This is a genomic window from Ensifer sp. Root142, from assembly GCF_001426785.1.
GTDB lineage: Bacteria > Pseudomonadota > Alphaproteobacteria > Rhizobiales > Rhizobiaceae > Ensifer > Ensifer canadensis.
Window position 1 is genome coordinate 160,793 of the sequence record NZ_LMFK01000003.1, and the last position, 25,573, is coordinate 186,365.

Genomic DNA, 25,573 nt, shown 5'->3' on the forward strand with positions numbered 1-25,573 from the left:
CAGCCTTGTGAATCACCGGGATGTGACGCAAAAATTTCGCCTGATTTGCGGCGGTGCCTGTCAATTGCCCCGATTTCGCCTATGCTTTCAAAAAAGAACATTGGAATATAGGGGTACCGGCTGGATGCCAAACTTCTGCAGGACCGTGAAACCTGGCCTCGCGGCCTCGCTTCTGACAGCAGCGCTTCTTCTCCTTCCCCCTGCATCGAATGCCGAAGAACAGCCCGTCTGGCGCAATGGTACGTCGTCGATCGGTGAGCCAAAACATAAGGATGGCTTCGCCCGCTTCGACTACGTCAATCCGGACGCACCGAAAGGCGGCGAGCTGCGGCTCTCGGAAAACGGCACGTTTGACACGTTCAACCCCATCCTCGCCAAGGGCGAAGCGGCGACCGGCGTTTCGTCCCTGGTCTTCGATACGCTGTTGAAAACCGCCGAGGATGAAATCACCACCGCATACGGCCTGCTTGCCGAGGGCGTCTCCTATCCCGACGATATCTCGTCTGCCACTTTTCGCCTGCGTGCGGAGGCCAAGTGGGCCGACGGAACGCCGGTGACCCCGGAGGATGTCATCTTCTCCCTCAACATGGCGAAGGAGCACAATCCACTCCAGTCCAACTATTACCGCCACGTGGTTTCAGCGGAAAAGACCGGCGAGCGCGATATCACCTTCCGCTTTGACGAGAAGAACAACCACGAACTGCCGAACATTCTCGGCCAGTTCCCGATCGTTCCGAAGCACTGGTGGGAGGGGCAGGACGCCAAGGGCAACAAGCGCGATATCTCCCGCACAACGCTGGAACCGGTGATGGGCTCCGGCCCCTACAAGATCGCCTCTTTCCAGGCGGGTGGCTCGATCCGCTTCGAGCTCAGGGACGACTATTGGGGCAAGAACCTCAACGTCAATGTCGGACAATACAATTTCAGCACGATCACCTATGCCTTCTTTAGCGACAGAAACGTGGAATTCGAGGCTTTTCGCGCCGGCAACGTCGATTTCTACCGAGACAGCAGCGCGAGCCATTGGGCGACCGCCTACGACTTTCCGGCCATGAAGGACGGCCGTGTGATCCGCGAGGAGATCGAGAATCCGCTGCGCGCAACCGGGGTCATGCAGGCGCTGGTGCCGAACATGCGCCGCGAGAAGTTTAGGGATCAGCGGGTGCGCGAGGCGCTGAACTACGCCTTCGACTTCGAGGATCTCAACCGCAATCTCGCCTACAACGCCTATCAGCGTGTCGACAGCTATTTCTGGGGCACCGAGCTTGCCTCCTCCAAGCTTCCCGAGGGCCGCGAAAAGGCAATCCTGGAGGAGCTGAAGGACAAGGTTCCGGCCGAAGTCTTCACCACGCCCTATGTGAACCCCATCAACGGCGACCCGCAGAAGGTGCGCGGCAACTTGCGCAAGGCGCTCGACCTGTTCAAGGAGGCGGGCTACGAGCTCAAGGGCAACCGGTTGGTCAACGTCAAGACCGGCGAACCCTTCGGCTTCGAGCTGCTTCTGTCCAACCCGTCCTTCGAGCGCACGGTCACGCCATTCATTAACAGCGTCAAGAAAATCGGCATCGATGCCCGCATCCGCACCGTCGACGATTCGCAATACACCAATCGCGTCAGACGCTTCGACTATGACATGATCTATGGCATCTGGGCGCAGTCCCTGGTGCCAGGAAACGAACAGATCGACATTTGGGGCTCGAGCTCGGTCAACCAGCCGGGATCGAGAAACTATGCCGGCATTGCCGATCCAGCGATCGACGAGCTGATCCGAAGGATCATCTTCGCGCCGAACCGCGAGGAACTGGTTGCGACGACACGGGCGCTCGACCGCGTTCTCCTCTCCCATAACTATGTCGTGCCGCTCTTCTATTCCAAGGCGGTCCGCGTGGCCTATTGGAACCACCTCGCCCATCCGCAGGAGCTGCCCTATTACGGCACCGGCTTCCCGGATGTCTGGTGGTCGAAAAACGCCACGGCCAAATGAAGCCCTTGCACTTGGATGCCGTCTCGATTCCAAATGCAGAAAAACGAATCACTGAAAACGAATATAGGCCCGGCTTGGGCCTGAAAGCCGCAAGGAGACGTGAGGATTGAGACACCATAGGGCGCACGCCGACGCTTCGCGGGTCCGGGCCACCGGCAACACGTCGATCGAAAGGCTGGCCTGATGGGTGCCTATATCCTGCGACGCCTGCTGCTGATGATCCCGACGATCATCGGGATCATGGCGATTTCTTTCACAGTCATTCAGTTTGCGCCCGGCGGACCGGTCGAACAGGTGATTTCGGACCTGACGAACGCCGGCGGCTCCGACCGGCTGAGCGGCAGCAGCGGCGACCTGATGCAGACCGGTGGCGATCAAGGCGGCCAGTACCGAGGCGCCCAGGGGCTCGACCCGGAATTCATCGCCAAGCTCGAAAAACAGTTCGGCTTCGACAAGCCGCCGCTCGAACGCTTCGGCACGATGATGTGGGACTATATCCGCTTCGACTTCGGCGAGAGCTTCTTCCGCAACACGTCGGTCATCGATCTGATCAAGGAGAAGATGCCGGTCTCGATCTCGCTGGGGCTCTGGATCCTGCTGTTTTCCTACGCGATCTCGATCCCGCTCGGCATCAAGAAGGCGGTGTCTGATGGATCGACCTTCGACATCTGGACCTCGGGCATCATCATCGTCGGCTATGCCGTTCCGAGCTTCCTTTTCGGCATCCTGCTGATCGTCGTCTTTGCCGGCGGCTCGTTCCTCGACTGGTTTCCGCTGCGCGGCATCGTTTCCGACAATTTCTGGCAACTGCCCTGGTGGCAGAAGATCCTCGACTACTTCTGGCACATGACGCTGCCGCTGATCACGCTTTTGCTTTCGGCCTTCGCGACAACGACGCTCTTGACCAAGAATTCGTTCATCGACGAGATCAAGAAGCAGTATGTGACGACGGCGCGCGCCAAGGGCCTGAATGACCGTCAGGTGCTCTACGGCCACGTCTTCCGCAACGCTATGCTGATCATCATCGCCGGTTTCCCGAGCGCCTTCATCTCGGCCTTCTTCACCGGTTCGCTGTTGATCGAATATATCTTCTCGCTCGATGGCCTTGGGCGGCTCGGCTATGATTCCGTCGTCAAGCGCGACTATCCGATCGTCTTTGCGACGCTGTTCATCTTCTCGCTGATGGGGCTGCTCGTCAGCCTGCTCTCCGACCTCATCTACACCTGGGTCGATCCGCGCATCGATTTCGAGCGGAGGGACGTGTGATGAGCACCGTAACCACTGCCCCCACCCAGGTTGCCGCCCCGCCGCGTGGCTGGCTGTCGCCGGTCAACAAGCGGCGCTGGCAGAACTTCAAGGCGAACCGGCGCGGCTACTGGTCGCTCTGGCTGTTCCTTCTGCTGTTCGTGCTCAGCCTGTTTGCCGAATTCATCGCCAACGACAAGCCGATCATCGCCTCCTACAAGGGCGAGATCCTGTTTCCTGCGGTGGTCAACTATCCGGAGGAGAAGTTCGGCGGCTTCCTTGCCGAGACCGACTATCGCTCCGACTACATTCGCGACGAGATCGAGGGCAACGGCTGGATGATCTGGCCGCCGATCCGCTACTCCTACCAGACGGTCAACTCGAACATTCCGCATTCGGCGCCGACAAAGCCCTTCTGGCTGATGAGCACGGAGGAACGCTGCTCGGCCTATCCGGAAGGCACCGCCGACCGCAACTGCATTGCCGGCAACCTCAACTGGCTCGGCACCGACGACCAGGCGCGCGACGTGACGGCGCGCATGATCTACGGCTTCCGCATCTCGGTGCTCTTCGGGCTGGTACTCACCATCGCCTCCGCGATCATCGGCGTGACGGCCGGCGCAGTGCAGGGCTATTTCGGCGGCTGGACCGACCTCTTGATGCAGCGCTTCATCGAGATCTGGTCGTCGATGCCGGTGCTCTACATTCTCTTGATCATCGCCGCGATCCTGCCGCCGGGCTTCTTCATCCTGCTCGGCATCATGCTCTTGTTTTCCTGGGTCGGCTTTGTCGGCGTCGTGCGCGCCGAGTTCCTGCGGGCACGCAACTTCGAATATGTGAATGCAGCGCGCGCGCTTGGCGTCGGCAACGGCACGATCATGTACCGTCACCTGCTGCCGAACGCGATGGTGGCGACCCTGACCTTCCTGCCGTTCATCCTTTCTGGCTCGATCACCACGCTGACCTCGCTCGACTTCCTCGGCTTCGGCATGCCGCCGGGCTCGCCTTCCCTTGGCGAGATGATCGCGCAGGGCAAATCCAATCTGCAGGCGCCCTGGCTCGGGCTGACGGCCTTCTGCGTCATGTCGGTGATGCTGTCGCTGCTGATCTTCGTCGGCGAAGCGACCCGCGATGCCTTCGACCCGAGAAAGACATTCCGGTGAGCGCGACGATGACCGATCCCATTCTCTCCGTCCGCGATCTGTCGGTCGCTTTCCATCAGGGCGGTAACACCTCGCTTGCGGTCGATAGCATTTCCTTCGACATCAAGCGCGGCGAAACGGTTGCGCTTGTCGGTGAGTCCGGCTCCGGCAAGTCCGTGTCCGCCAACTCGATTCTGAAGCTCCTGCCCTACCCTTCGGCAAGCCATCCGAGCGGCGAAATCCACTTCAACGGCAAGGACCTGCTGAAGGCCAGCGATGCGGAGCTGCGCCATGTGCGCGGCAACGACATCACGATGATCTTCCAGGAGCCGATGACATCGCTCAATCCGCTGCATCCGATCGAACGGCAGATCGGCGAGATCCTGGAGCTGCATCAGGGACTGGAAGGAGCCGCGGCGCGCACGAGAATTCTCGAGCTCTTGAACCAGGTCGGCATCCGCGAGCCGGAGAAGCGGCTTGGCGCCTATCCTCACGAGCTTTCCGGTGGCCAGCGCCAGCGCGTGATGATCGCCATGGCGCTCGCCAACCGGCCGGAGCTTTTGATCGCCGACGAGCCGACGACGGCGCTCGACGTCACGGTGCAGGCCCAGATCCTCGAACTCTTGAAAACGCTGAAAGACGAGCACGGCATGTCGATGCTGTTCATCACCCATGACCTCGGCATCGTGCGAAAAATCGCCGACAGGGTCTGCGTGATGACCAAGGGCAAGATCGTCGAGACCGGGCCGACCGCCGAGATCTTTGCCAATCCACAGCATGCCTATACCCGCCACCTGCTCGCATCCGAGCCAAGGGGTAACCCGCCGCTTTCGGACGCCTCGAAGCCAGTCGTCATGGAAGCGGCTGATGTGAAGGTTTGGTTTCCGATCAAGGCCGGCTTCCTGCGCAAGGTCGTCGACCACGTGAAGGCGGTCGACGGCATCGACCTTAAGCTGCGCGCCGGCCAGACGCTCGGCGTCGTCGGCGAATCGGGTTCCGGCAAGACGACGCTCGGTCTGGCGCTGACGCGGCTGATATCGTCCAAGGGACGGATCGCCTTCGTCGGCAAGGACATCGCCGCCTACAGCTTCCGCGAAATGCGGCCGCTTCGAAACCGGATGCAGGTCGTCTTCCAGGACCCTTACGGTTCTCTGAGCCCGCGCATGTCGATTTCCGACATCATCGCCGAAGGGCTGAAAATCCACGAGAGCGCGCTGTCGGACAACGAGCGCGATCAACGCGTCGCCGCAGCGCTCGAGGAAGTGGGGCTCGACCCCGCCACCCGCTGGCGCTATCCGCACGAATTCTCCGGCGGCCAACGGCAGCGCATCGCGATTGCGCGTGCGATGGTACTGAAGCCGAAATTCGTGATGCTGGATGAGCCGACCTCGGCGCTCGACATGAGCGTCCAGGCGCAGGTGGTCGACCTGCTGCGCGACCTGCAGCACAAGCACGACCTCGCCTATCTCTTCATCAGCCACGACCTCAAGGTTGTGCGGGCGCTTGCCAACGAGATGATCGTGATGCGCATGGGCAAGGTCGTCGAGCAGGGCCCGGCGGAGCGCATCTTCAATGCGCCGCAGGAGGATTATACCAAGGCCCTGATGGCGGCAGCCTTCAACCTCGAAGCCGTCAACCTGTCCGCCATCCGCCAGTAGAGTCCTAACAATGCCCTCGAAAAGCTCCGTCATCATCGATCTGAAGTTCATTCCCGAGGAGGTTGCGGCAGCCCTGAAGGGCGCCTTCCCGGACCGGGAGGTGATCAACCGAGCCGATGCCATCCACGACAATCGCGATCTCTCTGATATCGACTATGCCGTCGTGTGGAAATCGGCACCGGACCTTTTCGAGAGAGCGCCGGATCTCAAGGTGGTGTTCTCCGGCGGCGCCGGCGTCGACCATGTCCTGACGCTGCCGGGATTGCCGGATGTGCCGCTTGTGCGCTTCGTCGATCGCAGCCTGACGACACGCATGAGCGAATGGGTGGTGATGCAATGCCTCATGCATCTGCGCCAGCACAGCACCTATGAGGCGCTGGCGGCAAAGCGGGAGTGGCGCGACCTTTCCCAACCCGAGGCGGCGGACATTACCGTCGGCATCATGGGCATGGGCGTGCTTGGACAGGATGCGGCCCGTAAGCTTTCGGCCTTGGGCTTCAAGGTCGTCGGCTGGTCGCGCAGCACGAAGGCGATCGACGGCATCGAGACCTATGGCGGTGACGAGCTGGACGCCTTCCTGGCGCGCACGGACTTCCTGGTTGGCCTGTTGCCGCTGACGCCGGAGACCCGCGGCATCTTCAATGCCGGACTTTTTGCCAAGCTGAGCCGCAACGGCCCCTTTGGCGCCCCGGTCTTCATCAATGGCGGCCGCGGCGGCAGCCAGGTCGAAACCGATATCTTGAGCTCACTCGATTCGGGCCTTCTCGGCGCAGCGTCCCTTGACGTTTTCGAGCAGGAGCCGCTTTCGCCAGAAAGCCGCTTCTGGCAGATGCCGAATGTCTATGTAACGCCGCATGTCGCAGCTTCGTCCGACGTCAAGGCGCTGTTCCGCCACGTCGAACAGCAGATCGCCCGCCTCGAAAGCGGGCAACCTTTGCAGCACGTCGTCGATAAATTAGCCGGCTACTGAGCGCTTAGAACGCTTCCGGCCTCGAGAGAGCCGCCCAAACCCTCTATCTCTTTGTTTTTGCGCATTACCTGACGGAAAACCGCTTCGCACTTTTCCTGGAAATGCTTAAGGGCGGCGATAGCCCGTCGGCTGGTCGTAGAGCCAACCGATGCGTTCGATCGACGCTTCCAGTCCCTCGCGGGCAACGGTCATCGTATGGCCGTTGGCATGGATCAGCGTTTCGTCGTCTTCCATCAGCGCAACGTGGCCCTTCCAGAAGACGAGGTCGCCGCGCCTAAGCTCCTCACGGGCGATCGGCGTTCCCAAGCCTGCAGCCTGCATGTCGGAGTCGCGCGGGGCGAGCTTGCCGACCATCATCATCGACAGCTGCACAAGGCCGGAACAATCAATGCCGAAACCGGAACGACCGCCCCAGAGATAGGGAGTTTCGACGAAGCGGGCGGCAACCGAGACATAGTCTCCGGGCACGACGCTGCCGACCTCGATGCAATGGTTGGCGATCACCGCCTGGCCGCCGTCGAGCAGGAAGTAGCGCGTGCCACGGGTCTCGCGCTCGTCGACAACGCTGAGACGGCTGCCCATCGACAACGGATAAACAGTCGGAAAACGCAAGTCATGACCGGAATAGACGAAGGTGCGCGGGGCCGAGACGATGTGCGTCGGGCTCTTGACCACCGGCGCAAGGCAATATTCCGGAAGGTAGCCGACATAGCCGTCGAGATCCGCCTTCACCCAGCACCAGCTCTCGTTGGTATCGAGCACCCGAACCGATTCGCCGAGCAGCAGTTCGGTATCGGTACCGCAGGCAAGATCGGGCTTTGCCCTGAGCGGCGTTACCGGCACGGAGACGCGGGCAACGCTTCCCTCGACATAGCGCTCGGCCTCCACGACACCGCGAAGGCGGCTTTCGGCGAGGTCGGCTCGATAGGCATTCAGGCGGCGATCGGGAAGTGTCGACATGTCAACTCACTTAGGCTGTTTGCGGCCCTGATCAATGATCAGATCGCCGAATTTTTCAAGATAGAGAGCACCGTCGACTGTCCTTTTGATGACCACGTTGCGCCGATCGCGGTCGTCGCGGGCGCGGTCGACAAGGCCGAGGGCGCCCATGGTATCGAGTGCTCGCGTGATCACCGGCTTGGTGACGCCAAGGGTTGCGGCAAGGCCACGAACGGTGTGGGGCGGCGGCACGAGATAGATCTGCAAGAGGATCGCCATCTGGCGCAGCGTCAGATCGCGACCGTCCACCCGCACCTGTTCCAACGATACCATGTGCCAGAGCCCGAGGGCCTGGGAGGGCGTAAGCTCGACCGGCAATGGCAACTCCTGCGCAACCGCATGAATCCCTCGATCGCTCTCCGGTTCGAGGATTCAAACAGACAGTCAACGAACGACAGCGACCAATACACTTCCAAGGGAAGCGCGGCGCTGCGGTAGTCCGCCACCATAGCGGCGGACCGTTACGCAAGCGTTGCTTTTTCGGACGACCGGCGCAGGGTCAGCGCCGGTCGTCTTCATCAGAGACTTACTTGGCGATCCGCCCGATATGCTGATAGAGCGCGCGAATAGCCTGAGCCTCACCGCCAACAGGCGAATGCGGCCGCTCGGACTGGGCCCACCCGAAGATATCGAAATGCACCCAGCTTTTGGTGTTGGTGACGAAGCGCTTGAGGAAGAGCGCGGCGGTGATCGAACCTGCCATGCCGCCCGAAGGCGCGTTCGTCAGGTCGGCAATGCGCGCGGAGACGTCCTTGTCGTAGCCCATGTGCAGAGGCATGCGCCACATCGGATCGTCGACGCTGAGGCTCGCCTCAGAGAGATCCTGCGCCAGCTCGGCGTCGTCGGTGAAGAACGGCGGCAGGTCGGGACCGAGTGCAACGCGGGCGGCACCGGTCAGCGTTGCCATATCGACAAGCAGCTCGTTCTTTTCCTCGTCGGCATAGGCGAGCGCATCGGCAAGAATGAGACGGCCTTCGGCATCGGTGTTGTCGATCTGCACCGTCAGGCCCTTGCGGCTGCGATAGATGTCGCCCGGCCGGAAGGCATTGGCGGAGATCGAGTTCTCGACGACGGGGATGATGACGCGCAGATCGACCTTGAGCTTTGCATCCATGATCATCAGCGCGAGGCCCATGACGTTGGCGGCACCGCCCATGTCCTTCTTCATTAGCAGCATTGAGGAAGCGGGCTTGATGTCGAGGCCGCCGGTGTCGAAGCAGACGCCCTTGCCGACCAGCGTCACTTTCTTGTGGCCCTTCTTGCCCCAGCGCAGTTCAAGAAGACGCGGCGCTTCTGCGCTCGCACGGCCGACCGTGTGAACAAGCGGGAAGTTCTGCGTCAGAAGAGCCTCGCCCGATATCACCGAGACATCCGCCTTGTAGTGCGTCGCAAGTGCGCGGAATGCTGCTTCCAGCGCCTCAGGGCCCATGTCGTTGGTCGGCGTGTTGATGAGGTCGCGGGCAAGGAAGACGCCGGCGAGCTGACGCTTGATATCGGCAGCATCGGCATCGGTCGGGATGAGCAAGGTCGGCGGCTCGCCCTTTGCCGACTTGTAACGCTCGAAGCGATAGGAGCCGAGACCATAGCCGAGTGCCAGCCGGTTGGCTGTGAGCGGCGCCGTTTCGATATGCCACTTGCCGGGTGGCAGGGCGCGCGCGAGCTTGCCGGTCAGGAACGGCGCCTCGGATGGGTTGCCGCCCAGGCCGAAGAGCGCGCCGCCGAGATGGCCATCGGCGGATGGGATCAGAAGGACCGCGCCCGATTCGGCCTTGAAGCCGGCCTTTCGGGCCCAATCAAGCGCGATCGGATCGATGGCTCCCGTTTCGATATGCGCCGGCGTGACCGCGAAGATCGGCAGAGTCTTGCCTGCGCTGGTGTTGAACGGCGACGGCCGCTCGATGAACTGATAGGGGGCCATGGAAGTCCTCGGCTGACAGAGATGGATTCGCGCAATTAACGCTCTGTTAGGGTTAACAGATTATTGCTGGAGTGAAAGTTGCGCCGATGTTGTTTGGAGTTCTGGTGCGCGAATGCATGCTGGGGACACCGCCGATGGCCAAACGCACGATCTCATCCCTAAACGCCAACCGTCTGCTGCAAGGCGCCGCGATCGCGATCGTCGCCCTGTCTGTCGCCGGCTGTGCCAACCAGCCGAAGAAGGAGCTGACGACCGGTTCCATTTCGGGCACGTCGAAGTCGGTTCAATCGATGACCGCATCGGAACTGTCCCAGGCAGCCGAAGGCATCGGCCAGGCCTATGAGAAGAACCCGCGGGATCGCGAGGCGGGGCTCAACTACGCCAATCTTCTGCGCATGACCGGGCGCAACGAACAGGCGCTTGCCGTCATGCAGCAGGTCGCCATCAACCATCCGCGGGACCGCGAGGTCCTCGGCGCCTACGGCAAGGCGCAGGCAGCGGCCGGACAACTGGATCAGGCACTGAACACGATCAGTCGCGCGCAGACGCCGGATCGGCCGGACTGGAAGCTGAAATCGGCCGAGGGCGCGATCCTTGACCAACTCGGACGTGCCCAGGAGGCGCGCCTGCGCTATCGCGAAGCGCTCGAGCTCAAGCCGAACGAGCCTTCGGTGCTCTCCAACCTCGGCATGTCCTATCTTCTGACCAAGGACCTGCGCACGGCGGAGACCTATCTCAAGTCCGCCGCGAGCCAACCCGGCGCCGACAGCAGCGTACGGCAGAACCTCGCACTCGCCGTCGGGCTGCAGGGACGCTTTCAAGAGGCCGAAACGATCGCCCGCCAGGAGCTTTCCGGGGAGCAGGCAGAAGCCAACGTGAAATATCTGCGCTCGATGCTGTCGCAGCAAGGTGCGTGGACGCAGCTGGCCAAGGCGGACGAAACCAACACCAACTGAGATCACGGAACGGAACCGGTGTCTGTCGCACGCCCCAAGCCCGCTACAGCGACCTTTGCGCGTCTAATAAGACGTGCTGCGCTGTAGGAATCGCTGACTGCGCTTTAAGCCTTTGTTTTTGCGCATGTCGCGCAAAAGTGCGTAGCGGTTTTGCGATAGTGACATGCGCTAGGCTGATCTCAAGCCGCCTCTGATTTGCAAGCCTCCACAGCCTCGCGCGTTCAATGGAATACGCGACGAGCGCCATGGGCGGCCCGACTTTTCGGCACAATTTCCCAAATTGCATCCGCTCTGAAGAATTGTGCAGCAGCGGGATCAGAAACGATCGGCGACCTGGATGCCGGCCGGACCGAGGATGACGGCGACGAGAACCGGCAGGAAGAACAGGATCATCGGCACTGTGAGCTTGGGCGGCAGCGCCGCCGCCTTCTTTTCAGCGGCATTCATGCGCTGATCGCGGCTTTCCTGCGCCAGAACGCGCAGCGCCTGGGCAATCGGGGTGCCGTAGCGGTCGGCCTGGATCAGCGCCTGAACCACCGATTTCACATCATCGAGGCCCGTCCGGTGGCCGAGGTTTTCGAGCGCGATCCGGCGTTCGGGCAGGAAGGAAAGCTCGGCCGTCGTCAACACCAATTCCTCCGCCAGAGCCGGCGACTGGGAGGCAATTTCATCGGCAACGCGCCGCATGCCAAGCTCCATCGAGACGCCGGATTCAACGCAGATCAGCAGGAGATCGAGCGCATCCGGCCAGGCGCGACGAATGGAATGCTGTCGCTTCGAGATGGCGTTGGCGACAAAGATGTTCGGCGCATAGAAGCCGACATAGGCAAAACCGACGGCAAATGCGAACCGCATCATGAACGGCTTTTCGGCAAAATTGCCGAGCACGAAAACATAGATGATCGCGATGACCAGGAACAGGAACGGAAGGCAGAAGCGCGCGAAGAGGAAGGTGTTGAGCGCGTTCTGGGACCGATAGCCCGCCGTCTTGAGACGGTTGACCGTGTTGTCGTCAACGAGGGCTTTGCGCAGATTCAGCCGCTCGACCACCTGGCGAACGGACGTATTGTTCTGACCGCGCAAATTGGCCTTGCCGCTCGAGACTTCGGCCGCCAGGCGCGCGCGTTCCCGTGCGCGGATCTGTTCGCGCTCGGTCGCCACCGATTTCATCCGCTTGCCGAGGTCTCCGCGCTCCAAGAGCGGCACCACGAGAGAATAGAAGGTCGCCAGCACTGCAAATGAGACAAGAACGGCAAAGACGACATTGGGATCCGTCAGTGTCTTGATCAATCCTTCGCTCATAATCGTCCCTCAGATATCGAAATTGATCATGTTGCGCATCACCAGAATGCCGATACTCATCCAGACCAAGCCAGCGCCAATGATGAGATGGCCGCGCGGGTCAGTGAACAGGACCATCATGTAGTCGGGTGAGGTAACGTAAACGAGGAACGACACGATGAATGGCAGGGCGCCAATAATGCAAGCCGAAGCCTTTGCCTCCATCGACAGAGCGCTGACCTTGGCCTTCATCTTCTTTCGTTCACGCAACACCTTCGACAGGTTGCCGAGCGCTTCGGACAGGTTGCCACCCGCCTGCGCCTGAATACCAATAACAATGGCGAAGAAATTCACCTCTGCCAGTGGAATGCTATTGATCATGCGGGCGCATGCCTCGGTGACGCTGAGGCCGACCTGCTGAGAATCGACGACGCGGCGAAATTCGGTTTTGACCGGCTCCTGGCCGTCACCGGCGATGAGGCGCAGGGCATCATTCAACGGAAGACCCGATTTGATCGAGCGAACCATGATGTCGAGCGCGTTCGGAAACTCCTCAAGGAATTTCTTGCAGCGACGCTTGATCAGGAAGCCGATGAACCAGCGTGGCAGGCCAGCGGCGGCGATCAGGCTGATGCCAGCCGAGATCGCGAGACCGGCGCCAGCCATGAGCGTTATGATGAAGGCGACGAAGCCGAAAGCCGCACTGAAAAGATAAAACTGCGTCAGGGAAATGGACAGGTTTGCCTGTGCCAGGCGGGCCTTCATCGATGGCGCCGTCTTGCTCGATTTTTCCTGTTGCTTCTTCTCGAGTTCCTTCAACGAGTCCTGAACGGACTTGCGTCGCTTCGACATTTCGCTGACACGATCGCGAGCTGCCTTGACCTTGACCCGATCTGTTTCGGCGGCGCCGACTTTGCGAATTCGACCTTCCGCCTTCTTCTCGGTTTCTATCCGCGAATACAGGACAACATAGGCAAGGGCCGCCGCTGAAATTGCGACGAGGAAGGCCAGCGCCAGGACGGGGATGCCTATGCCGAACATCGCGGCTCCTAGCCCTTGTCCATAGCGTCGAGTGTCGCCGCCAGGCGTTTGTCTTCGTTGAAGTACCGGGCGCGATCCCAAAAGTGCGGGCGACCGATGCCGGTCGATACGTGGCGGCCGACAATACGGCCGTTGGCATCTTCCCCTTCGATCTCGTAGCGCATCAGATCCTGCGTGATGATGACGTCGCCTTCCATACCGACCACTTCGGTGATGTGGGTGATGCGGCGCGAACCGTCGCGCAGACGCGCGGCCTGGATGATGACGTCGATGGATCCGGAGATGATCTCGCGCACAGTCTTGGCCGGCAGGGTGTAGCCGCCCATGGCGATCATCGATTCCATACGCGCCAGGCATTCGCGCGGCGTATTGGCGTGGATCGTCCCCATGGAACCGTCATGGCCGGTGTTCATCGCCTGCAGCAGGTCGAACACCTCAGGTCCGCGCACTTCGCCGACGATGATGCGCTCGGGCCGCATACGCAGGCAGTTCTTGATGAGATCCCGCATGGTGATCTCACCCTCGCCTTCGATATTCGGCGGTCGGGTTTCGAGGCGAACCACGTGCGGCTGCTGCAATTGCAGTTCGGCGGTGTCTTCGCAGGTAATCACTCGCTCGTCGAGGTCGATGAAGCCGGTCAGGCAGTTCAGAAGCGTCGTCTTGCCCGAGCCGGTACCGCCGGAGATGACGATGTTGCAGCGGACGCGGCCGATGATCTGGAGAAGGACTGCCCCCTCGGGCGTGATTGCGCCGAATTTCACCAGCTGATCGAGCTTCAGCTTGTCCTTCTTGAATTTGCGGATCGTCAGAGCGGTGCCGTCGATGGCAAGCGGCGGCGCAATGACGTTGACGCGCGAGCCGTCGGGAAGACGCGCGTCGCAGATAGGGCTGGATTCGTCGACGCGCCGCCCCACCTGTCCGACGATCCGCTGGCAAATCGACAGGAGCTGGGCATTGTCACGGAATCGGACTTCGGATTCGATCGTCTTGCCGCCCACTTCGATGAAGGTCTGACCGGCACCATTGACCATGATATCGGCAATATCATCGCGCGCGAGCAACGGCTCCAACGGTCCATAGCCAAGGACGTCATTGCAGATATCGTCGAGCAGTTCCTCCTGCTCGGAGATCGACATCGCGAAGTTCTTGATCGTGATGATGTCATTGACGATATCGCGAATTTCTTCGCGAGCGCTTTCCGTGTCGAGTTTCGCCAGCTGCGAAAGATCGATCGTATCGATCAGCGCGGAGAAAACCTGCGACTTCGTATCGTAGTAGTCCTCGTTGCGGGCGGGTCGCTTTCTTTGTGCCGGAGCTGGCGATTGCGGACGCGACGCCGGTGCTTGAGCATCGCCAAGCACCGGCACGTGGGCGCGCTCGATGACGGCCGCTTGCGTGGCAGGGACGATCGGCGGCAGAGCAGCACCTGTCGTGCCGCTCTTGCCGAAGCCTTCGTTTCCGCGTTTGCCGAACATGTTCCTGATCCGTCCGTTGTACAGCGCCGCGTGTCAAGCATGACGCGCTAAGGACGCTGTAACGCTTTAGATTTGCTGCATAATTTTTTTCTTAAATCGAATCCGACTTAAGGAATTATGCAGTATGCGTCGTCTATTTCTTGCCGAGTGCGGCCAGCACCTTGCCGAGACCGCCGCGTCGCGCCTTCTTCATCGACGCACGGCCGGTCAGCAGGTGCGCGAGCTGGGAGAAGGTTTCGGCAGCGGCCGACTTCTTGTCGATCTCCGCAATCATGCGGCCGCTGTTCGACGCGTTGCCGAAGAGAACGGCGTCGAACGGGATGATGGCGGCCGCTTCGATTTCCAGCGACTCGCAGAATTCGCTCACCGCAATCTCCGGACGCTTCGGCATGCCCACCTGATTCAAGATGAGATGAGGTTGCTTGTCGTTCGGCCGAAGCTTCCTCAAGGCATCGAGCAGGTTCTTCGTGTTGCGAAGACTTGCGAGATCAGGCACGGCTGTGATCACGATCTCATCGGCTTCGCCGAGAACCGCGCGCGTCCATTCCGTCCACATATGCGGGATGTCGAGCACCGAAACGGGTGCACTGCGTTGCAAGATCTCGAGGATCGGATGAAAGGCGCCACCCTCGAAGTCATAGGCGCGATCCAGCATCGACGGCGCCGCCAGCAGCGAAAGATGCTCGGAGCATTTGGTCAGAAGACGATCGAGAAAGACCTCGTCGAGCCTCTCCGGTGCGAAAACCGCTTCCGAGATGCCCGTTGGCGGGTCCTGATCGAAATCGATATTGGCCGTGCCGTAGGGCAGGTCGAGATCGGCAAGAATGGTTTCGGTCGAAAAAAGGTTAGAAATGCCCCAGGCGCAATTGTGCGCGATAGCCGAGGAACCGCTGCCGCCCTTGGCGCCGATAAAGGCCAGGCTGCGCCCCAGCGGCTCGGCGTCGGGATCGACGAAAATCGATGAAACCGCCGACAGAATATCCGGCATCGCCACCGGCGCGACCATATACTCGGAAATGCCGTTGCGGATGAGATCGCGATAAAGGGCGATATCGTTGTGTTTGCCGACGAGAACGACCTTGGTGCTTGGGTCGCAGACCGCAGCCAAAGGTGCTAGCTCCGTCAAAAGCGACCGCGGCTCTGTTGCCGTTTCCAGAATGATCAGATTCGGCGTCGACACCGTCGCAAACATGTTTGCCGCAGCATCAATGCCGCCACTGTTGATGCGCAGGCTAACCTTCGCCATGCGGCGGTCCTGGCCGCAACGCTCCATCAGCCGCTGCATCGCCTCGCTTTCGCAAAAGGCATGGATAGAAATGCGCGGCAGCGGACGGACCTGCTCAAGGTCGCCCGGTTGCACCGTATCGAAAACGGAATCGCCCGCCCCGGCCCCCGTTTCGATCCTGTACTCAATGGTGCTCATCTGCTGATCCCAACGATATCAATTGACGATGATGACGGGTCCGTCACTCTTTTCGGTTCCGCGCCAGTCCGTGATGACCTGGCCGCGCTGCTCCGCATCGATCGGCGACATCTGGCGCGGGCCGAGCAGATCGGTCGGATTGGAGATCTGGGCCGCCAGATTGGATTGCGACGCGCAGCCGAAATTATAGTAGTTGCGGTTCTGGATCGTGTTGAGTGCAACGTCCTCCGGCCACTCACCACAGGGACCGGTCTGGGCGGTGATCGCCACATAGCTCAAGCGAACCGGAGCGGCATCACCCATGGGACCGGCCTCGTAGCCGGCCTCGATCAGCCGCTTCGCGGGGACGCCAGCCGCGACGAGAACGCTGCGGATCTCCTTGCGCATGGCCTGCACGGCATGGCTGTTTGCCGAGCCGCGCGGCAGCATGATCTGGACGACGCCAGTCGATGAATTGCGATAATCGGCAGCAAAGCCGCTGATGACGTCGCGCGTGCCTTGCGTCAGCCGACGGTCACCGGAGGCAATGGGGATATCGATCGTACGCTCGCCCTCGGCAAGCACGATCGGATGCCGTGTCCGGTAATCATCGGGGATGGAGCCCGTCGAAAGATTATCCTTGGTGCCGCAGCCGACAAGCAGCCCGGCAGCCACGAGGAGGATTGCAGCACGCCGCAAATGACGGACGGGAACTCCGGATCTGTTGAGGGACATGGCACTCGGCCTTTCAGAATTCTCGTGGAAGCTGCTTCGCGTTTGCATGACCCAGCCCTATTTGTAGATGAAGCCAACATTGCCATGGTACTGACCCGCCGGTGCGGATGCTTCCGGGCGCCCGTAGATGCGGTTCACGCGACCAAGGAAGAAGCTGTCGAGATCATTGGCAGGGTTGAAATTGTCGTCGGGCCTGGCGATCGCGCTTCTGGCAACCGGGCGCACGAGGTAGGGCGTCGCAATGATGACAAGTTCGGTTTCGTTGCGCACGAAATCCTTGCTGCGGAAGAGCGTTCCGAGGACCGGGATCTTCGACGCTCCCGGCAGGCCGGACATCGCCTGACGGATATTGTCCTGCACGAGGCCGGCGATGACGATAGAGCCGCCCGAGGGAAGCTCGACACTGGTCGACGCCTCGCGCCTGCGGATGCCGAGGAAGGTGTTGCCAGGGACAGAGGTGACGCCGTTGCCGGTGACGATCGAGCCCTCATAGGTCGGCTCGGAAACGTTGGTTTCGATCTGCAGACTGATACGGCCCGGTCCCAGGACGACCGGCTTGAAGTTCAGGCGAATTCCATATTCGACGTCGTTGATCTCACGCGTAACCGTTGGGTCGCCGGTTTTGTCGTCGACCTTGACTTCCTGGGTGCCGCCGAGCCGAAATTCCCCACCGACATAGAAATTGGCCTCTTGTCCCGAAATTGCCGTCAAGGTGGGTTCTGCCAGTGTGCGCATGACACCGGCTTGCTCCATCGCATTGATGTAGCTCGAGATCGTCGTTCCGCCGATGGATCCCTTGATCAGCGCGTTTGCGCCGACACTGATCGCATCACCGAGGTTTGCAGGATTGCGGAAGCCGATACCGCTCTCGCCGTCTCCTACACGCCCGTTGAAGCCCAATTGCTTCAAGACCTGGCGGCTCACTTCGGCAACCGTCACCTTCAGCGTGACCTGATCGTCACCTTCGATGGTCAACAGGTTGACAATCTGCGAGACCTGCCGATCCTCGGCAAAGATATCGGCATCACCATTGTTTCCCTGCGCAGTGATGTTGCGTGTCGTCGCTTCACCGCCCTGCAGGAAGGCCTTGGCGAGATCGACGGCTCGCGTCGAATCGAGCGGTGTGCGCACGGTACCCGTCAGCACGATGTTGTCGGAGATGATCTCAACGTTGATTTCGGCATCGGGAATGAAACGACGCAGGTTTGACTGCAGATTGGCGATGTCGCGCTCAACCTCGACGTCAAGACTGACGATCTCTTCGCCATTCGGCCCGAAGACAAAAATGTTGGTCTGCCCAACGGATTTTCCAAAGAGATAGATACGCCTGGACGTGCGCGTGACGGCATCGGCGAGCGATGGGTCGGCGACGAGAATATCATGGGCATCGGCCGGTAGATCGACGACGACGGCCTTGTTCAGCCCCAGGCTGATCTTCTTCTTCACCCCGGGCCCGCTTTCAACGATCCTGACGACCGACGAGGCGGCCGCATGGGCGAACGGGAGCGTTGGCAGCGCCATGCCCGAGAATGTCAGGCAAAACGACAGACCGGCTGCAACAGACGTCCGAAATTTATTCCCGCTCCGCTTCACCTTGCGCTCCGCTCGATCGCTCATTGTTGCTGGCCTTGGCTGATGGCACCGTCGTTCTTGACGATCGAGCCCGACTTGATGACCTGGATGCTGGGCTGGCCATCGCCACTCAGAAGGTAATCCGCGGCGTTCGTATCCGGCTCTTGAGCATCCGCGACACTGCGAAGGGCAAGTGAGATGCGTTCAGCCATTTGCTGCGCGACGGTCATGACCTTTGATTGATCCGGCGTCAGTTCCAGCGTCGCCGTGGTACCGACAACGGATTTTGAGCCGTCATCCTTCTCCTCGACCTGCTGATCAATCGCCAGCACGCGAACATTGCTGAGCACGGTTTCCGTCAGGTAGAGATCGCCGTCCGATTTACGGACCATGATGACGTCGACGCGGTCATTGGGCAGGATGAAGCCGCCGGCGCCGGTCGCCACTGTGATCTCTGTGGCAACGGCGCGCTTGCCAGCAGGCAATAGCGACGACATGATTCGGCTGGAGGAGTCCGCGACCTTCTCGCTGCGCACGGGCTCGCCGTTAAAGATCGGCAGGCGAACGACTGCGCCGGTTAGGTCTTCAACGGCAGAAGGACGGTTTTCTTCGGTGATGAGCCCGTCGACGACACCGTCCTTGGGCCATGCCATCCAATGGACAGCATCACCACCCAACCGCGACCCGACGGGCAAGCTCTTGCTCGCAACAAGGACATTGACGGTCGGCGCTCGCTCGATCAGCGGCTCCGCCATTTGTGGCGAGGGACCACGGGTCAGCTTCATCGCCAACAACCCGGCCATCGCCGCCGAGGCGACGGCCACCGCCAGTATGATGATGCGAACCGGTTTCATGATCGTTTCTGAGCCCCGCAGATATGCCGGGGTCAGATTGATCAGGAATTGGTGTAATTATAGTTAACAAGCCTCTTACGGGCATGGTTAACAATTATTATACAACCTTCACTCATTGCCTTGATCAGCAAGACAAGCGGCTCGTGTCTAGCCCTTTAGCTGAGAAAATGCCTGCAACATGAGGGGCGACGCCGGATAGGCAACAAATCCTCCAAGTGCGATTGCAATGCCATAGGGAATCTTCTTGGCCGTAAACAGGAGGCGCGGAAGCGGAATCCCAGCCGCCAATATTCTGGTCTCCTGCGTCCTGAGCAACAGGATGGCTACAGTCAAAAGGCCGCCGAACAACGATACATAAATGAGAAACGCTACCAAGGCGTTGGTGAGGCCAAACCAGACTGCGCACGCGGTCAAAAGCTTGGCGTCACCGCCACCCATGACATTCAACGCAAAAAGAAGAAAACAAACCGCGAAGACAGCCGCCGCGGCAGCGACATGCAAACCGATCTGCCAAAAATCGAAGCCGGACATCAAGGCAACGACAAAAAATGTACCTAGGAGAACGGCTGACACACGATTCGGGATAGTCATCGTGAGCAAATCCGACATTGCAGCGAATGCCAAGCAAAGAGGGAATACAATAAAGACCGCAGCGCTACTCATAACACTTTCCTATTCGTGGAATGGATACATTGCAGTGAATTTATAAACGAAGAATAATCTCGCGGAGAGATCGAACGGCGCCATAAAGACCAAAGGCCGCTCCACACGGGAACGGCCTTCAGAAGAAAAGGACGATAGTCCGAATTATTACGGCATGCTCTTGACGGCGGTCGACATTTCAGTCGAGAGCCCGTTAAAGAGCAGATCAAGCTGGTTGCCCAGGGCGGTCGCGCCGCCGATGAGGGCAACGGAGATCAGAGCGGCGATCAGGCCGTATTCGATGGCGGTTGCGCCGGACTCGTCCTTCATCAGACGGGCAAAAATCTTCTTCATGATGATTCTCCTAACTTCACGTTTGTTGTTCAGCACGTCCGCCAACTGTTGCCGTTGATCGGATGAACTCAATCTAATCCTGGCGAATTGCTATCGGCTTAAGGAAGACAGCTACCAAAAGATTAACGGCCCACCGCTGATTTTTGGGTAAGCGAATAGGAAATGTGCCGGCTTAGGATGCGCCGACTCGGCTTAACGGTTCATTCACCAAGAGTGCCGATGATGGGGAGAACGCCATATCAGGGACCTACCATGATTTTGCCCCTCGCGGCCAACCGGACCGCCACGCTGACAGTTGCGATCTTCGGCATGCTTTCGCTCATGGCGGCGTCGGTCGCAAACGCGCAGGACGATATGATGCGCGTCTACATGGACCACGCACGGGTGCTCAAGCTCGACCGGCCGGTCGCCAAAGTTATCATCGGCAACGCGGAAGTTGCAGACGCAACTGTGGCCGACGCCCGCACGATCGTCATTACCGGCCGTAGTTTCGGCACGACAAATCTTGTCATTCTCGATCAGGACGGAAACGCCATCGTCGATGAGCAAATTCTCGTGTCGATCGACGAAGCAAACACTCTGCGCGTCTATCGACAGACGTCGCGCACAGTCCTTTCCTGTACGCCAAGTTGCGAGCGGCATGTCGAGCGCAAAACCGCAAGTGGTGGGAGCTGAACAAACTGCGAGAAACACTGGGAATTCACTAAAATACCCGCGATTATCGCAAACGAAATATCAATAGTTGCTCCCTATCTTCCCTTTCCGTCAGGCGTAACATGATGGGACGGCGCGATGAGCATCGAGCAGGAAACACTGCAGCCCCAAAAAGCCGCAAAGCCTCCAAGAGGCGTATTGAGGCGTTTCCGGCGCGACAGAAAGGGCACCGCGAGCATTGAGTTCGCGATACTGGCTCTTCCCTTCTTCATAGTGATTTTCGCCTCCATCGAAACATTCCTCGCCTTCTATGGCGACCAGCTCCTGGCCAACGCGACGGAGACGTTGGCACGCAAGATCCGCACCGGCGAAATCACCTTCAACCGCGGCAAGCCGGCGACTGATATGGACGAGGTCAAGTTTCGCCAGGCATTCTGCAACGAAATCTCGGTGTTGATGACATGCTCGGCGACGGAGGCTGCCCAAGCCTCGAAGCTCTATATCGACGTCAGAAGTGTCACCGATCTCACCAAATTCCCGGTGCTCGTCCCGCGAATGGACACCTCGTCGTCGTCGGATCTCAAGACAGCCGAACTGAAGTTTGCGCCGGGCGGCCCCGGATCCTTCAATGTCATGCGCGCGTATTATCGCTGGAGTGTGACGACCGATCTGATCAGGCCATTTGTGACCAACCTGCGCCCGGCCGGATCCAGCATGCCTAAAGACTATCTCATGGTTTCCACAACCACTTTCCGCACAGAAAACGAGTGAGGCGCGTCGTGAAGACTTTAGCGATGCACTGGATGACGACAATCCGCCTGACCTTCGCAAGCTTCCGCTCGCTGCTCAAAGACCGGGGCGGGCTTGGCGGTGTCGAATTTGCCATCGTCACGCCGCTGCTGATCATGATTTACGTCGGCGCATTCGAATTATCGCTCGGCTTTACCGTAGCGGGCAAGGCTGCGCGCGCCTCCAGCGCGGTTGCCGATCTGGTTTCCCAGCAAAGCGAGGTCAACAAGACCTATCTGGGAAACATGTCGAATGTGGTGAAAAGCATCCTCGCCCCGTACGAGGGTTCAAAATACACGCTCAAGATCACCGGCATCGAGGTCAGCGGAACGAACACGGGAACCGTCGTCTGGTCGCGCGACCAAAACGGCGCCGTGCCGTATGCTGTCAACTCAACCACCACCGTTCCGAGCCAGTTTACCGCAACCACGGCCTTCATCATCCGTACGGAGCTGGTCGTTCAGCATGAACTGTTGATGTTCGCGCCGAGCCTTGCATCCAGCACGAAGATCGTAAATCTGTCCAAAACCGCGTATTTCCGCTCACGCCAGGCCGAAACCATAAGGTGCCCGGATTGCTGACCGCCTACTGCATGTTTCCTTAAATCCTATTCGATTTAAGGATCAAAACATGCAGCCATTCAAAGTGCTACAGCGACCTTTGCGCGTCTAATAAGACGCGCCGGCGGTATTCCTTCGGGATTGCGCTGGCGGCATCTGCGTCCGCGCTCGTTGCAGCACCGGACCGCAGGCCCTGCCCCGCGCTTCGGCTTACCGGAACTTTCATGGCGCGCGCGTTTCTCTTTGTCCTCGATTCCTTCGGTATAGGCGGTGCGCCGGATGCCGAAACCTATGGCGACCTGGGTGCCGACACGCTTGGTCACATCGCCGAGTTTTGCGCGACGGGCGCCGCAGATCGCGCCGGTGTGCGCGAAGGCCCGCTGCACCTTCCCAACATGTCTGCGCTCGGGCTCGTGCATGCGGCGAAATTGGCCACGGGCCGCGTGCCGGCGGGCATGCCGGTTCCGGGCCGGGTCTACGGTGCCTATGGCGCTGCCAGCGAAGTCTCGCGCGGCAAAGACACGCCATCGGGCCATTGGGAAATCGCGGGAACGCCCGTCATGTTCGACTGGGGTTACTTCTCGGCCGAGGGCGACGCGTTTCCCGCCGAATTGATCGAAGCGATTTGCCGAGAGGGCGACATTCCCGGCATTCTCGGCAACTGCCATGCATCCGGTACTGATATCATCGCTCGCCTCGGCGAGGAGCATATGCGAACGGGAAAGCCGATCTGCTACACCTCCTCGGACAGCGTCTTTCAGATCGCCGCCCACGAGCACACCTTCGGCCTGGAGCGCCTGCTGGAATTCTGCCAGGTCGTCCGGCGCCTGCTCGACGACTACAATATCGGCCGCGTTATCGCCCGTCCTTTCATCGGCCACAACGCGCAGACCTTTGCCCGCACCGGCAACCGGCGCGACTACTCGGTGCTGCCGCCCGAGCCGACGGTCCTCGACCGGCTGGCGCAAGCGGGGCGCACCGTGCATGCGATCGGCAAGATCGGTGACATCTTCGCCCATCAGGGCGTGACGAAGCTGACCAAGGCGGACGGCAACATGGCGCTCTTCGACGCCAGCCTGGCGGCGATCGACGAGGCGGAGGATGGCGACCTCGTCTTCACCAACTTCGTCGACTTCGACATGCTCTTCGGCCACCGCCGCGATGTCGCCGGCTATGCCGCGGCGCTTGAAGCCTTCGACGCACGATTGCCCGATCTCGACCGGCGGCTGAAACCCGGCGATATCGTCATTCTCACGGCGGACCATGGCTGCGACCCGACCTGGCGCGGAACGGACCACACGCGCGAGCGCGTGCCGGTGCTGATGTTCGGCCCGGCTGTGCGCAGCCGTTCGCTCGGCGTTGCCAACACCTTTGCGCATATCGGCGAAACGGTCGCCAGACATCTCGGGATCGCACCCGGCCTACATGGGAGAAGCCTCATTTGACCGCACATCTGAAGAAGGCGGAACTGCACTGCCACATCGAGGGCGCGACACCGCCGGAATTGGCGCTGCTGCAGGCGGAGAAGTACGGGCTCGACACCAGCGAGATCATCGCCGACCGAGCCTATGTCTGGACAGACTTTACCAGCTTTGTGAAGTGCTACGACAGTGTCGCCTCGCTGTTTCGCACGCAGGAAGACTATGCACTTCTGGCCGAAGCCTATCTGACGGAACTGGCCGAGGTCGGAACGATCTACAGCGAGATCATCGTCTCGCCGGATCACGGCAACACGATCGGCCTCGGGGCCGACGCTTATCTTGAGGGGCTTGCCGCCGGCATGGAGGCCGCCAAGGCAAAGACCGGGATCGAATCGCGCATGCTGATAACCGGCATCCGTCATCTCGGGCCGGAATCGGTCGCCAAGACGGCCGAATTTGCCGCCAGGAGAGACCATGCGCTGGTCACCGGCTTCAATCTGGCGGGTGAGGAGCGCATGCACCGCGTCGCCGATTTTGCCCGGGCATTCGATATCGCCCGTGACGCCGGCCTGGGTTTGACCATTCACGCAGGCGAGCTTTCCGGCGCCTTCAGTGTGCGCGATGCGCTCGACCATATCAGGCCGTCGCGCATCAGCCACGGCGTGCGGGCGATCGAAGACGCCGATCTCGTCAAGCGGCTTGCCGACGACGGCGTCGTTCTGGAGGTCTGCCCCGGATCCAACATTTCCCTGCAGGTCTTCCCGGACTTCGCCGCGCACCCCTTGCGGAGCCTGCATGGCGCCGGGGTGCGGGTGACGCTCAATTCCGACGACCCGCCCTTCTTCCACACTTCGCTAGCCCAGGAATATGACATAGCTTCTTCGGTGATGGGGTTTGGCGACGACGACATCAATAGCATGACCAGGACGGCGATCCAGGCGGCTTTCGTCGACGAGGCGACCCGCCAGAAACTGCTTGCCCTAATCTGACCGAGCCTTGCGTTCACCTACAGCGCCGCGCGTCAAATTTGACGCGTTAAGGACGCGGTAGCGCTTTAAGCTTGCTGCATAATTTTCTCCTTAAATCGATTCCGATTTAAGGAATTATGCAGTAGCGCGGGTGGCCGCGGTTGGGGATGAACACAACGAGCCGCCCAACGCCCTTGCGGCCGCGGAGCATTCCATGGAAAAAGGGCGGATACATAAACTTCGGGGAAGGTGGCCATGGACGGCGTAACAGTGATCGATCATCCGCTTGTGCAACACAAGCTGACCATCATGCGCAAGAAAGAAACCTCGACCGCGGGTTTTCGGCGGCTGCTTCGGGAAATCTCGACGCTGCTCTGCTACGAGGTGACGCGCGATCTGGAACTGACGATGGAGCGCATCGAGACGCCGATGCAGGCGATCGACGCACCGGTGCTCGAAGGCAAGAAGCTCGTTTTCGCTTCGATCCTGCGCGCCGGCAACGGCCTGCTTGAAGGCATGCTCGAACTCGTGCCGTCGGCCCGCGTCTCCCATATCGGCGTCTACCGCGACCACGAGACGCTGAAGCCGGTGGAGTATTACTTCAAGGCGCCCGAGAACCTATCCGAGCGTCTGATCATCGTCGTCGATCCGATGCTTGCGACCGGCAACTCCTCGATCGCGGCCATCGACAAGCTGAAGGAACGTGGCGCGAAGAACTTGCGCTTCCTCTGCCTGCTCGCAGCGCCCGAGGGTATTCGCAACTTCCAGGCCGCCCACCCCGACGTGCCGATCTTCACGGCGTCGATCGATAGCCACCTGAACGAACTCGGCTACATCATGCCCGGGCTCGGCGATGCCGGCGACCGCATGTATGGAACCAAGTAATTTTCCGTTTCTTAACCAGAGCGCAAAATTGATGAAAAACCGCCGGCAAACCGGCGGTTTTTTTGTAT

General features: G+C 60.2%; 24 protein-coding genes. 12 read left to right on the forward strand and 12 right to left on the reverse strand.

Annotated elements, in window-relative coordinates:
- Window positions 1–124 precede the first annotated feature (124 nt).
- From ASD52_RS07205 to ASD52_RS07225, 5 genes are all read left to right on the forward strand, one after another.
- Window positions 125–1,984, forward strand: a complete 1,860-nt coding sequence (locus ASD52_RS07205) for an extracellular solute-binding protein (protein ID WP_057223713.1) — start codon at window positions 125–127, stop codon at window positions 1,982–1,984.
- A gap of 183 nt (window positions 1,985–2,167) precedes the next feature.
- Entirely contained in the window at window positions 2,168–3,250 is a 1,083-nt protein-coding gene (locus ASD52_RS07210; protein ID WP_025425405.1) for a microcin C ABC transporter permease YejB, read from the forward strand.
- Entirely contained in the window at window positions 3,250–4,392 is a 1,143-nt protein-coding gene (locus ASD52_RS07215; protein ID WP_025425404.1) for an ABC transporter permease, read from the forward strand. The genes ASD52_RS07210 and ASD52_RS07215 overlap by 1 nt, the downstream gene beginning before the upstream one ends.
- A gap of 8 nt (window positions 4,393–4,400) precedes the next feature.
- A complete protein-coding gene (locus ASD52_RS07220; RefSeq protein ID WP_025425403.1) occupies window positions 4,401–6,029 on the forward strand; it encodes an ABC transporter ATP-binding protein in 1,629 nt (542 codons plus the stop codon).
- A 10-nt stretch (window positions 6,030–6,039) separates the two neighbouring features.
- Window positions 6,040–6,999, forward strand: coding sequence for a glyoxylate/hydroxypyruvate reductase A (locus tag ASD52_RS07225; RefSeq protein WP_025425402.1), 960 nt, complete (start codon window positions 6,040–6,042; stop codon window positions 6,997–6,999).
- A 105-nt stretch (window positions 7,000–7,104) separates the two neighbouring features.
- Here the strand turns inward: ASD52_RS07225 and ASD52_RS07230 are convergent, their stop codons facing one another.
- From ASD52_RS07230 to ASD52_RS07240, 3 genes are all read right to left on the reverse strand, one after another.
- The gene (locus ASD52_RS07230) at window positions 7,105–7,959 is read right to left on the reverse strand and encodes an NlpC/P60 family protein (RefSeq protein ID WP_025425401.1); all 855 of its coding nucleotides are present in this window, start codon (window positions 7,957–7,959) and stop codon (window positions 7,105–7,107) included.
- A gap of 6 nt (window positions 7,960–7,965) precedes the next feature.
- Window positions 7,966–8,316, reverse strand: coding sequence for a MarR family winged helix-turn-helix transcriptional regulator (locus tag ASD52_RS07235; RefSeq protein WP_025425400.1), 351 nt, complete (start codon window positions 8,314–8,316; stop codon window positions 7,966–7,968).
- 208 nt (window positions 8,317–8,524) lie between these two features.
- A complete protein-coding gene (locus ASD52_RS07240; RefSeq protein ID WP_025425399.1) occupies window positions 8,525–9,916 on the reverse strand; it encodes a M17 family metallopeptidase in 1,392 nt (463 codons plus the stop codon).
- Between the two features lie 134 nt (window positions 9,917–10,050).
- Here ASD52_RS07240 and ASD52_RS07245 point away from each other — a divergent pair, with 134 nt between their 5' ends.
- Complete coding sequence (locus ASD52_RS07245; RefSeq protein WP_057204444.1) at window positions 10,051–10,872, forward strand: tetratricopeptide repeat protein; 822 nt, start codon at window positions 10,051–10,053, stop codon at window positions 10,870–10,872.
- Window positions 10,873–11,187: 315 nt separating this feature from the next.
- Here the strand turns inward: ASD52_RS07245 and ASD52_RS07255 are convergent, their stop codons facing one another.
- From ASD52_RS07255 to ASD52_RS07295, 9 genes are all read right to left on the reverse strand, one after another.
- On the reverse strand, window positions 11,188–12,174 hold the full coding sequence (locus ASD52_RS07255; protein ID WP_057204392.1) for a type II secretion system F family protein: 987 nt from the start codon (window positions 12,172–12,174) through the stop codon (window positions 11,188–11,190).
- Window positions 12,175–12,183: 9 nt separating this feature from the next.
- Entirely contained in the window at window positions 12,184–13,194 is a 1,011-nt protein-coding gene (locus ASD52_RS07260) for a type II secretion system F family protein (protein WP_025425396.1), read from the reverse strand.
- An 8-nt stretch (window positions 13,195–13,202) separates the two neighbouring features.
- Window positions 13,203–14,669 carry a CpaF family protein gene (locus ASD52_RS07265; protein WP_057204396.1) on the reverse strand — a complete coding sequence of 489 codons (1,467 nt, stop codon included), beginning with the start codon at window positions 14,667–14,669 and terminating at the stop codon, window positions 13,203–13,205.
- A 133-nt stretch (window positions 14,670–14,802) separates the two neighbouring features.
- Window positions 14,803–16,092 (reverse strand): CpaE family protein, encoded by a 1,290-nt coding sequence (locus ASD52_RS07270; protein WP_057204398.1) that lies wholly within the window; start codon window positions 16,090–16,092, stop codon window positions 14,803–14,805.
- An 18-nt stretch (window positions 16,093–16,110) separates the two neighbouring features.
- Window positions 16,111–16,806 carry a CpaD family pilus assembly protein gene (locus ASD52_RS07275; protein ID WP_057204400.1) on the reverse strand — a complete coding sequence of 232 codons (696 nt, stop codon included), beginning with the start codon at window positions 16,804–16,806 and terminating at the stop codon, window positions 16,111–16,113.
- Between the two features lie 57 nt (window positions 16,807–16,863).
- A complete protein-coding gene (locus tag ASD52_RS07280) occupies window positions 16,864–18,423 on the reverse strand; it encodes a type II and III secretion system protein family protein (protein WP_057204402.1) in 1,560 nt (519 codons plus the stop codon).
- Window positions 18,420–19,232 (reverse strand): Flp pilus assembly protein CpaB, encoded by an 813-nt coding sequence (gene cpaB, locus ASD52_RS07285; protein ID WP_057204404.1) that lies wholly within the window; start codon window positions 19,230–19,232, stop codon window positions 18,420–18,422. Before cpaB ends, ASD52_RS07280 begins: the two co-directional genes overlap by 4 nt.
- A 147-nt stretch (window positions 19,233–19,379) precedes the next feature.
- Window positions 19,380–19,895, reverse strand: a complete 516-nt coding sequence (locus tag ASD52_RS07290) for a prepilin peptidase (RefSeq protein WP_057204406.1) — start codon at window positions 19,893–19,895, stop codon at window positions 19,380–19,382.
- 147 nt (window positions 19,896–20,042) lie between these two features.
- Entirely contained in the window at window positions 20,043–20,228 is a 186-nt protein-coding gene (locus ASD52_RS07295; protein ID WP_057204409.1) for a Flp family type IVb pilin, read from the reverse strand.
- A 252-nt stretch (window positions 20,229–20,480) separates the two neighbouring features.
- On the opposite strand from ASD52_RS07295, the gene ASD52_RS07300 reads away from it, so the two are divergent.
- From ASD52_RS07300 to upp, 6 genes are all read left to right on the forward strand, one after another.
- A complete protein-coding gene (locus ASD52_RS07300) occupies window positions 20,481–20,903 on the forward strand; it encodes a pilus assembly protein N-terminal domain-containing protein (protein WP_057204411.1) in 423 nt (140 codons plus the stop codon).
- Window positions 20,904–21,020: 117 nt separating this feature from the next.
- Complete coding sequence (locus tag ASD52_RS07305; RefSeq protein WP_057204413.1) at window positions 21,021–21,653, forward strand: TadE/TadG family type IV pilus assembly protein; 633 nt, start codon at window positions 21,021–21,023, stop codon at window positions 21,651–21,653.
- A 23-nt stretch (window positions 21,654–21,676) separates the two neighbouring features.
- Window positions 21,677–22,252 (forward strand): TadE/TadG family type IV pilus assembly protein, encoded by a 576-nt coding sequence (locus ASD52_RS07310; protein WP_057223716.1) that lies wholly within the window; start codon window positions 21,677–21,679, stop codon window positions 22,250–22,252.
- A gap of 203 nt (window positions 22,253–22,455) precedes the next feature.
- Window positions 22,456–23,676 (forward strand): phosphopentomutase, encoded by a 1,221-nt coding sequence (locus ASD52_RS07315; RefSeq protein WP_057204417.1) that lies wholly within the window; start codon window positions 22,456–22,458, stop codon window positions 23,674–23,676.
- Window positions 23,673–24,641 (forward strand): adenosine deaminase, encoded by a 969-nt coding sequence (locus tag ASD52_RS07320; protein ID WP_057204419.1) that lies wholly within the window; start codon window positions 23,673–23,675, stop codon window positions 24,639–24,641. The genes ASD52_RS07315 and ASD52_RS07320 overlap by 4 nt, the downstream gene beginning before the upstream one ends.
- Before the next feature lie 234 nt (window positions 24,642–24,875).
- Window positions 24,876–25,505 carry a uracil phosphoribosyltransferase gene (gene upp, locus ASD52_RS07325; protein ID WP_057204421.1) on the forward strand — a complete coding sequence of 210 codons (630 nt, stop codon included), beginning with the start codon at window positions 24,876–24,878 and terminating at the stop codon, window positions 25,503–25,505.
- Window positions 25,506–25,573 lie beyond the last annotated feature (68 nt).